The organism is Corallococcus terminator (assembly GCF_003611635.1).
GTDB classification, from domain to species: domain Bacteria; phylum Myxococcota; class Myxococcia; order Myxococcales; family Myxococcaceae; genus Corallococcus; species Corallococcus terminator.
On the sequence record NZ_RAVZ01000346.1, the window covers coordinates 1 to 10,072 of the forward strand.

The window sequence follows — 10,072 nt, forward strand, 5'->3', positions numbered from 1 at the left end:
ACCCTGGAGCGCCCCCACCCGTTCTTCCCCGGTGAGTTCATCAAGGCGGGCACCAACGAGGTCTACCTCTACCTCCAGGTGGGCCGGGACAATGATCCGCGCGGCGCCGGTGTGGGGTCCCTCTTCATCCAGGAGATTGAGTACGACGCCGACACCGGACGCACCCCCGCCGGCATCGTTCCCTTGACCTCCGACGACTTCATCGTCGGGACCTGAGCCCCCGCCCGGTCGTGGGGTTTCCCCCACAGTCTCAATGGGGTGTGCCCCCCACACCCAACCTGTAGCACCCTCGCACGAGCCCGCAACCCCTTGAAGTTCCTGGCCTTCGCAGCAGACAAGCAGACGGATCGCCTCTTGCTAGGAGAGGGCTTGTGAAAGGAGTCACCATGACTATCGCTCGCTTTGCCCCCATGCTGGCGCTTGGCGCCTTCCTGGTGCTGTCCCCCAGCACCGTGCAGGCCCAGGATCAGAACCCCGACAACCCGGAGTGCCTCGGAGATGAGTGCGGTCGCCCGAAGGAAGTGGGTGGCGGCTGTGGCTGTGGCTGTGGGTGTTCCGTCTGGGTCGCGTACACGGACGACGGCAAGACGCTGTCGTACACGGATGACGCGGACGGCGACGGCAAGGCGGACGACAAGGACAACTGCCCCTTCACGTCCAACCGCGACCAGGCGAATGACGACGGCGACGCAGTGGGCGCCGCTTGCGACAACTGCCCGGACCTGGCCAACGCTTCGCAACTGGACACGGACGGCGACGGCATCGGCGATGACTGCGATCCCGACGACGACAACGACGGCAAGGCGGACGGCGAGGACAACTGCCCCTCCATCCCCAACGCCAACCAGGCGGACAACGACAGCGACGGCCTGGGCGATGTCTGTGACGACGACGACGACAACGACGGCAACAAGGACGGCGAGGACAACTGCCCGCTCGTCTCCAACCCGGATCGCGTCCTGCCCGCCGACGTCAGCCTGTGCCGCGTGGACGCGGACGGCGACAACGTCTCCGACAACCTGGACAACTGCCCTGGCCTGTCCAACTCCACCCAGAAGGATTCGGACGCGGACGGCATCGGCGATGACTGCGACGCGGACATCGACAACGACTCGGTGCTGAACGCGCAGGACAACTGCCAGGCGGTCGCCAACCGCGACCAGGCGGACGACGACGGTGACGGGCTCGGTGACGCGTGCGACACGCGCTACTGCGTGGTGCTCAACCGCGACCGCCCCAACGACTGCCTCGACCCGAAGGCGCCCTTCAGCGTGGGCACCGGTGGCGTGCTGAGCGTGGAGAAGACGGGCATCGCCGTGCGCCCGCCCCTGTTCGCCAACCGCAACGGCGCGGCCATCGAGTACACCTGGACGGTGGTGAAGCGTCCCTCCGGTTCCACCGCGGTGGTGGAGAACCCCAAGGGCGCCGTCACCTACAGCCGCCACTGGGAGTACCAGTACGTGGACGGCAGCGTGCCCAACTTCCAGCCGGACAAGGAAGGTGAGTACGAGCTTCAGGTCTCCACGCGCCTGGCCTTCGCCGACCGCGTGTTCCCCGACCAGCGCGCCTCCGTGTCCAGCCTGTTCCTGAAGGTGGGCCAGGATGAGGCCGGCAGCGGCTGCACGTCGCTTCCCGCGGGGGGCAGTGTCGCCGCCCTGGGAGCGGGCGTGCTCGGCCTGCTCCTGCGTCGCCGTCGGAAGGCGTAAGGTCCAACCCCCATGCCCGGAGGTCCGCATCGCATGCGCCGTCAGCTCGTGGTTCCGTTTCTTGCGACCGGCCTCCTGGCCTTGGTGGGTGCGCTGTCCTGTTCCGACTCGCTCCTGGAGCCTCGTGCCCAGGAGCAGTCGCAGTTGGATGACAAGCTGACGCTCACCGGCCGGGTGTGTACGCGCCCGGCCAACCCCACCGGCTTCCCGGTGAAGGTGGTGCTCGTCGTCGACGAGTCCGGCAGCATGTGCGTGTCGGATCCTCCGGGCTCGCAGGAGGGCAGTGGCTTCTGCGAGCGCGCCGAGGTGACGGGCATCATCCCGCCCGGCGTCACCGAGCCGGCGCGCGTGCGCGCCCTGAAGAACCTGGTGGCGGGCTTCAAGCGCATCAACGACCGCCGCGAAGGCAACATCAGCATCGCCATCGCCCCGTTCGAGACGAACGTGAAGAACACCTGGCCGCCCGCGGCGACGGGTGACCGCTTCGCGCCTCCGGGGAACATCAACGGCTACATCGAAGGCCTCCAGTCGCAGTTGGGCAAGGGCACCGACTACCAGGGCGCGCTCAGCTACGCGTACAGCCTCATCGCCAGCGACATCGCCGCGGTGTCGCAGGCGACGCCGGAACTGCTGCCGCGCACGCGCTACGTCGTCGTGTTCCTCACCGACGGCACGCCGTACCCGCGCTGCTCCGGCAACGACGACCTGTCCGTCTACGCGGGGCCGGACAGCCCGGACCTCACCTGGCGCGACTCCATCTCCAGCTTCTGCAACGCCACCAGCACCACGGACGCCATCACGGGCTTCGAGGTGGGCACCGACCGCAACCAGAACTACCAGCTCTTCAGCTACGTGCGCCGGCTGATGGAGTTGAAGACGCAGTACAACGTGGGCGACGTGCGCATGCACACGGTGCTGCTCTTCAACGAGGAGGCGGTGCGCGCCTGCGGTCCCATCTGCCAGGACATCTACGGCACCTACCCGGGCGTCCCGGAGGCGCAGTACCCGGCGGCGGCGAAGAAGATCGCCTCGTACCTGCTCAAGCGCTTCGCGGAGATGGGCAACGGCGTCTACCAGGAGTTCAGCGACACGGCGGAGATTGGCGAGCTGGGCCTGGGCGCGCTGGACTATTCCTCCTTCGCCTCGCCCAACGTGATGAAGACGTTGATGGTGGAGCCGCTCAGCTCCGCGCCCGGGGACACCGGCCGCGTGCTGGACAGCGACGGCGACGGCGTGCCGGACGATCTGGACAACAGCTTCCAGCTCAAGACGAACCCCTTCACCCTCGACAGCGACGGTGACTGCCTGAGCGACGGCTTCGAATACCGCCGCCAGGACCAGGGCTTCCGCCCGGGCAACGACCTGGACGCGCGCGGCTGCGACCCCCAGTCCCCGCTGACGCCCGGCTGCGTGTGCCGCGACACGGACGGCGACGGGCTGTCGCAGTTCGCCGAGGACTACCTCAAGACGCGCCAGGGCATCGTGGACAGCGACGGCGACGGCGTGCCGGACGGGCTGGAGGCGAAGTACGGCCTCAACCCGCTGCAGTCCAGCGTGTCGGGCCTGGACACCGACGGTGACGGCGTGCCGGACGACGTGGAGATGAAGGCGGGCAGCGACCCCACCCGGCGCGACCGGCCCTTCCACGACAAGTACGGCATCCAGTACGAGGTGACGAAGGTCGCGGGCGGCACCGACACGGACGGCGTCTGCTACGACTTCACGGTGTCCAACCTCCAGATGGTGACGCCGCCGGACCGCTCGGGTGTGAAGCAGGGCTACAACCTGTTCAAGGTGTGGTTCGCGGAGGCGCCGGAGAGCGGCGTCGCGACGGACTACGGCGTCTGGCGCACCGGGTGTGCCTGGGCGCAGTACGCGCCGCCCAGCGTGCGCGTGCCGCTGGGGCCGGACCTGGCGATGGAGGACCGGAACTTCATCCGTCCGGATCAGTTGGTGGATCCCTGGAGGGCCCAGGGCAATTGCGTCGGGGTGTCGCCGACGCAGGGGGGCGCATCTCCGTGAGTCGCACCGGACGTCTGTTGGCGCTGGCCCTGGTGGGCTTCGCCGTGGTGGTGGCCTGCACGGATTCGTACCTCTATGACCCGCGCCGGGACACGGACGTGCCGGCGGACCGGGCGGTGGCGCTGGACGGGCGGTTCTGCTCGCTGGGCGCCAACGAGGTACTCCGGCCCATCAAGATCATCGTCGCCATGGACGCCAGCCAGTCCATGCGCGTGAGCGACCCGGACGGCAGCCGCGCCACCGCGCTGGTGGAGCTCATCGAGAACCTCCCGCAGGACGACGAGGTGTCCATCGCGGTGATGCTGTTCGCCGGCAGCACCACGGCGTTTCTCACGCAGGACCCGGGGCCTCCGCTGGAGGACGGCTTCGTGCAGCTCTCGCTCCTGGACGCCACGGCGAAGGCGAAGCTCACCGAACAACTGCTCACCTTCCGCAACACCGACACCTCTCCGAACCGGGACTCGACGGACTTCGTCAAGCCGCTGTCGGACATCTACTCGCTCATCAACACGGACATCGCGCGGGCGCGGTTGCAGCCCGGCGGCAACGAGGCGCTGGCGCAGGCGCGCTACTCCGTCATCTTCCTGTCGGACGGCAAGCCCACGAACAACCAGGATGACGAGCTCATCCGCGGCGACGCGGTGGTGCGCATCCGGCAGTTGCGCGACCTGGTGGAGGACGTGCGCTTCAACACCGTGCACGTGTTCAACCCCACGCAGCCGGTGCCGTCGGTGTGCGACCTGGTGGCGGAGGACGGCGGCCTGGGTGACGGCGGCTGCCCGCTGCTCATCATCAACCAGAACGCGGACCGGCTGGAGAAGATGGCGGGCCTGGGCGGCGGCAACTTCCGCGACTTCCGCAACAACGAGCCCATCAACTTCCTCAACTTCCAGTTCGGCCAGGTGCGCCGCGCCTTCATCGTGAAGGAGTTCATCGCCTCCAACTTCTCCGCGCCCCCCGGCAGCCCGCTGGACGAAGCGGACACGGACGGCGACGGCCTCACCGACGCGCGCGAGGCGGAGCTGGGGACCAACCCCAACCTGCGCGACACGGACGGCGACGGCTTCAGCGACGGCGTGGAGGTCTACTTCCGCGACCGGGGCGTGCAGTTCGACCCGAACCAGGAAGTGCAGCCGGACGGCGGCGGCCTGGACAAGGGCTGCCCGCCCGCGCTGCGCGGCACGGACACCGACTGTGACGGCCTGCTGGACTGCGACGAGCAGTTCATCGGCACCAACGCCACGCTGCAGGACAGCGACGGCGACGGTGTGCCGGACGGCATGGAGTGGCGCGGCGGCACCCAGGGCGCGAGCAACGACCTGGATGAGGACCCGGACACCGACAGCCTCACCAACCGCAACGAAGTGCGCATGCACATGCGGCCGTTGCAGGTGGACACCGCGAACCTCGCCTCGGATGCGTACCGCTACAGCGTGGAGGCGGATGGCCCCGTGGATGCGGACGGCCGCCAGTGCTACCGCTTCCGCGTGGACAACGTGCTGCTCGCCAACACGCTGCCCCTCATCGCGGATGGCGGCGTGGACGGTGGCGTGGATGCCGGCACGGTGCAGCGCGGCGCGGGCTACAACGACATCTACCTGTCCGTGGCCATGCTGCCCGCGGATGATCCGACCGCGCGCACGTTGGTGCGCACCTTCCGCGTGGACTCCGTGCGCTACCCGGTGGGCGGCATCAAGTCGCCCCCGGATGGCGTCATCCGCGTGAACCCCGAGGACTTCGTGGAGGGCTGCCCCGGCGTCCTTCCCACCCTCGCGCCCGTCCCCTGAAAGCCTCCCTCGAGTTCCCCATGCGCCTTCGCTCCCGACTGCTCCCGCTCGCGCTCCTCCTCCTGGCAGCCTGTTCCTCGGACGGGGAGGACACGCCGGACGCCGGCACCGGCGTCGTGGAGGATTTCTGCAACAGCCGCGACGAGGCCCTGACGAACGCCGACTGCGAACTCAAGCCCGGCGTGGCGATGGAGCGCTTCCTGGCGCTCACCGGTGACGTGAAGGCGGGGGACGAGGACTTCTACAGCATCCGCATCCCTGCCTCCGCCAACGCGCGCACGCTGGTCCACATCACCGGCGTGTACCTGGCCTCCAGCACGCCGGTGAACCTGTCCGTCACCGTGCAGGAGAAGGACAAGAACACCGCGCTGGTGGCGAAGTCGGATCAGCACGGCGCGGGCGCGCCCCGGCCGGTGGACATCGTGCTGCCGTACGGCACCCCGGACACGCAGTTGGTGGTGGTGGTGCGCGACGCGCCGACGAACCCCGCGCGCCCCGCCTACGACGCGCGCAATCCGTACCGGCTCACGGTGGAGCTCATCGAGAACCCGGACACCAACGAGCCCAACGATGTCACGCCCACGCCCATCGCGCTCTCGGCGCAAGGCGCCACGCAGGTGGGCACCGCGCAGGGCTACCTGGCGACGGACGACGACGTGGACCGCTTCAGCTTCCCGCTGACGGTGGGCAAGGTGGCCTACGTGCGCGTCACCGCGCCGGACCAGGGCTTCGCGCCCAACTACCGCCTGTCCTACGAGTTGCTCCGGCCGGGCACCACCGACAAGGAGTCGGAGGGCAACGTGCTGCCCAAGGTGCACCCGGGCGTGCTGGCCACCGCGCGCAAGGTGAAGCTCGCCGGCACGTGGACGCTGGTGGTGAAGGGCTACCGCCCGGCCAATGAGCCGCCTCCCGCGGGCGACCTGCGCCAGCCGTACGAGGTGGAGGTGCGCGTGCTGGACGAGGCGGATCCGCAGGACCAGTCCGGGGACAACGACGCGTACGCGCGGGCGTTCTCGCGCGACCTCGTGGGCGCGCCCGGCACGTCCACGTCCTTCTCCGGCCGGCTGGGTTATGTGTCGGACCGCGACTGGTTCGCGCTGCGCGTGCCCGCGTACAACAAGCCCAGCGTGCTGCGCTACCGGCTGGTGCCCCTGGCCACGGGCGGCCGCTTCGACCCGCTGCCCCTGCCGCTGGGCCAGTTGGCGGACCGGCAGGTGCTGGTCTTCACCACCGTGGGCACGACGCCCACCCCCGAACTGCGCACCCAGTGCTCCAACGACGCCACCGTGTGCCCCCGCGACGCGCGCGAGCACCCGGATGCGCCGTCGCTGGTGCAGACCTACTGCAACAACGCGGAGGCGGTGCTGTGCATCCAGTCGGTGCGCGAGGAGGGTGAGCCGGCGCGCTTCCCCAACCTGAGCAACTTCCAGGGCGCGCTGCCGGTGCCGGCGCACGCGGGGCTCGCGACGTACCACTTCGTGGTGCAGGACGACGGCACCAACTGGGCGGATGACCGCGACTACCGGCTGGAGGTGAGCTGGGAGGACGACGACGCGGAGGAAGTGGCCGCCTACAGCGGGAGCGTCGAACAGCCGCGCGCCAAGACGCTCAACGGCGTGGGCGCGGGCAATCTGCCGGCGAACGACGCCACCTTCGAGGCCAAGGGCCAGTTGTCCTACGGCCATGGCCGCCTGCGCGACAACGACCGCGCCACGGGCCTGGGCGTGCGCGGCCCCACGGACTACGACGCGGTGCCGTCCGACACGGACACGTACGCGTACACGCTCCCCAGCCGCACGGCGCCGGAAGACGCGTCGTGGCTGGTGCAGTGGGAGGTGGACAACCTGCCCGACGGTGGCACCCCGCATGGGCTGGCGTTGGACCTGACCTTCTGCGACGGCACCCCCCCCACCGACGGCGGGACCAGCACGTGCACGCCGGTGTCCACCACCAGCACGGGTGGGGCGCTGACGCTGGCGTACAGCGGGTCGGTGATGCGCGCCTGGCACACCACGGCGAGCACGCCCCTGAGCAGCTACCAGGCGCAGTACCAGTTGGAGAAGACGGCCACCACCACGCGCGTCACGGTGGCGCCCTACGCGTGCGCCTGTCTGGAGCGGCGCTTCATCCAGGGCGGCACGCTCAAGGTGGCGGTGAGCGCCACCGAGCGCAACGACTACGGGCGCGTGGGCTACACGTTGCGCACCGGCTACGGCGACTACCCGCGCACCTATACGGCGCCGGATGGTGGCAGCCCCACCCAGTGCCCGGCGCCCACGCAGGACGCGGGGACGTGGGTGGGCGGTTGCCAGTTCACCCGCTAGCGGGCCCGGGCGGGCGGCGGGGGTTCACACCGCCGCCGCCTCCGGGTGCTCCGCGAACGCTACCGGGCGACGCCCTTGCCCTTGAGCGCCAGCTCCCGGGTGTCGCCGTCGGCGGAGTTGGACTTGATGATGAGCTTGCCCTCGAAGTCCCTCTCCGCGTTGGGCTTGAAGGCGACCTCGATGAAGGTGCGCTGGTAGGTCTCCAGCTTCATGGGGCCGTTCTCCGGCCACTCCTCCGGCTTCTTCATGGTGAAGACGCCGGGACCGGAGAGCGAGGCCTCGTTGAGCTCCAGCGTCTGGAGGCCGCGGTTCTCCAGGTAGAGCGTGTTGAAGGTCGTCGCCCCCACGTAGGTACCGGCGGAGAATTCGGTGTCGAAGCTCAGCTCGGTGCGGTCGATGAGAAGCTGCGGCGTGTTGGGCAGCTCCTCCGCTTCGTCTCCGCAGCCCGCAAGGGCGATGATGGTGAGGGGCAGCCACAGATTGCGCAGACGCATGGACATCCACTCCTCGGTGAGGTTCAGAGAATGTTTGGCGTTGTAACACGGAGTGCCCGCGTGCTGACGGGGGCGTTGCTGGTGATGGTGCTGGGCGGTTGCGGCGGCTCGCGCGAGGACTTCATCGGTGCGCGCGTGCAGGATGTCTGCAAGGCGTCCTGGCCCGTGTGCAACCAGTTCGCGGGCTGCATCCTGGGGCCTGAGAGCTATTCCGAAGGCCGCTTCCCCGGGCGCGGGCAGCTCATCGTCCGGGTGCCGGAGGCGTCCACCATCAAGGTGAGCTTCTTCCTGGAGGAGGTGACGGCGGCGGGCGAGGAGACGGCCGTCACCGTGCACGAGGAGGGCTGCCGGGCGCGGCAACGTCAGGCGGCCACGGGCCGCGCGGCGTTGGATCAGATGGAGAAGTTCGGCGAGTTCACCCGCCAGGTGGACGTCACCGGCGTGGGCGACCACCTGGTGGAGTTCGACTCCGACATGCAGGCGCGTTACGTGGTGAAGGTGGACGTGACGCCGCTGCGCGTCCAGGAGTGACGCGCGGCGGGGTCAGCCCTTGAGGGTGCTCACCAGATGGTGGGCCACGCGGAAGCTGTTGGCCGCGATGGTGAGCGTGGAGGGCACGCTGCCGCCCGTGGGCATGAAGCTGCCGTCCACCACGTAGAGGTTGGGCACCTCGTGCGCGCGGCAGTGCTTGTCCAGCACGGAGGTGGCCGGGTCGTCGCCGAAGCGGCAGGTGCCGTGCTGGAGGATGGTCGTCTCGCCCTGCGTGCCCACGCGCTCCACCGCGTCCGGGTCCAGGCGCAGCAGCACCTCTTCACCGCGCTCCACGAGGAAGCGCGTGGCGGCGTAGTCCGCCGGGTGCCGGTCCAGGGTGATGGCGGCCACGGGGATGCCGTACTTGTCCTTCACCCCGGACTCCACCGTGACGGAGGTGCCGGGCGTGGGGAGGAACTCCGCGTAGACCTCGAACTCGAGGATGCGCGAGTCGCGGTACGCGCGCATGCGGTCCTTCAACTCCTTGCCGAACACGCCCGACTTGCCGGAGCCCGCGAGCCCCACCGCCGCGAAGATGGGGTTGGGGTGCGACCACATGAAGCCCAGCGTGCCGCCCTTCCTGAAGCCGTGGCGCGCGTCCGGCATCAGGTAGAAGTCCTGGATGCTGCGGTTGACGAAGGGCGCCGGGTCCGTGAGCCACGGCCGCGCTTCCTTCTGCTTCGACACGCGGAAGATGGCGCGTGAGCCGCCAAAGGAGCTGAAGAGCAGGTTCTTGCCCACGAGCCCGTTGCCGTTGGCCAGGCCATTGGGGAAGCGGCTGGAGGTGGAGTTGAGCAGCAGGCGCGCGCTCTCCACCGCGGTGGCGGAGGCGATGATGACCTTCGCGGGCTGCTCCTGCGTGACGCCGTCCTTGTCCAGGTACACCACGCTCCTGGCGCGGCCCTGGCGGTCCACCTCGATGGAGCGCGCCATGCTGCCGGGGCGCACCTCCACGTTGCCGGTGGCGAGGGCGGCGGGGATGAGGCTGACGTTGGTGCCGCTCTTGGCGCCCGTCTCGCAGCCGTAGCTGCCGCACAGCGCGCAGTACGCGCACGAGGCCCGGCCCTTGTAGGGCTTGCTGAGGATGCCGCGCGCGGTGGGCGTGGAATGCCAGCCGAGCGCCGAGCACGCCTTGTCGATTTCGGAGGCGACCGGGTGCACGTCCAGCGGCGGCAGCGGGTAGGGGCCGCTCCGGGGCTCCGCGAAGG

At 69.5% G+C, this 10,072-nt stretch carries 7 protein-coding genes and 1 pseudogene; 6 read left to right on the forward strand and 2 right to left on the reverse strand.

Going from position 1 to position 10,072, the window contains the following annotated elements:
- The 5 genes and pseudogenes from D7V88_RS34010 to D7V88_RS34030 form a co-directional block, all read left to right on the forward strand.
- Nucleotides 1–216 (forward strand): annotated as a pseudogene (locus tag D7V88_RS34010) (calcium-binding protein); the annotation flags it as partial.
- A gap of 170 nt (nucleotides 217–386) precedes the next feature.
- Nucleotides 387–1,706, forward strand: coding sequence for a cell-cell cohesion MYXO-CTERM protein MtsC (gene mtsC, locus D7V88_RS34015; protein ID WP_120544779.1), 1,320 nt, complete (start codon nucleotides 387–389; stop codon nucleotides 1,704–1,706).
- 33 nt (nucleotides 1,707–1,739) lie between these two features.
- Nucleotides 1,740–3,728, forward strand: a complete 1,989-nt coding sequence (mtsD, locus tag D7V88_RS34020; protein WP_120544780.1) for a cell-cell cohesion protein MtsD — start codon at nucleotides 1,740–1,742, stop codon at nucleotides 3,726–3,728.
- Nucleotides 3,725–5,515: a vWA domain-containing protein gene (locus D7V88_RS34025; protein ID WP_120544782.1), complete on the forward strand. Its 1,791-nt coding sequence runs from the start codon at nucleotides 3,725–3,727 to the stop codon at nucleotides 5,513–5,515. The genes mtsD and D7V88_RS34025 overlap by 4 nt, the downstream gene beginning before the upstream one ends.
- A 20-nt stretch (nucleotides 5,516–5,535) precedes the next feature.
- Entirely contained in the window at nucleotides 5,536–7,839 is a 2,304-nt protein-coding gene (locus D7V88_RS34030; RefSeq protein WP_120544781.1) for a hypothetical protein, read from the forward strand.
- 59 nt (nucleotides 7,840–7,898) lie between these two features.
- Here D7V88_RS34030 and D7V88_RS34035 read toward each other — a convergent pair whose 3' ends face one another.
- Nucleotides 7,899–8,333: an Ig-like domain-containing protein gene (locus D7V88_RS34035; RefSeq protein ID WP_120544783.1), complete on the reverse strand. Its 435-nt coding sequence runs from the start codon at nucleotides 8,331–8,333 to the stop codon at nucleotides 7,899–7,901.
- Nucleotides 8,334–8,393: 60 nt separating this feature from the next.
- Between D7V88_RS34035 and D7V88_RS34040 the strand changes: the two genes are divergently transcribed.
- Entirely contained in the window at nucleotides 8,394–8,864 is a 471-nt protein-coding gene (locus D7V88_RS34040; protein WP_244238536.1) for a hypothetical protein, read from the forward strand.
- A gap of 12 nt (nucleotides 8,865–8,876) precedes the next feature.
- On the opposite strand, the gene D7V88_RS34045 is transcribed toward D7V88_RS34040, so the two are convergent.
- On the reverse strand, nucleotides 8,877–10,072 hold a 1,196-nt coding region (locus tag D7V88_RS34045; protein WP_147448971.1), incomplete at its 5' end, for a GMC oxidoreductase.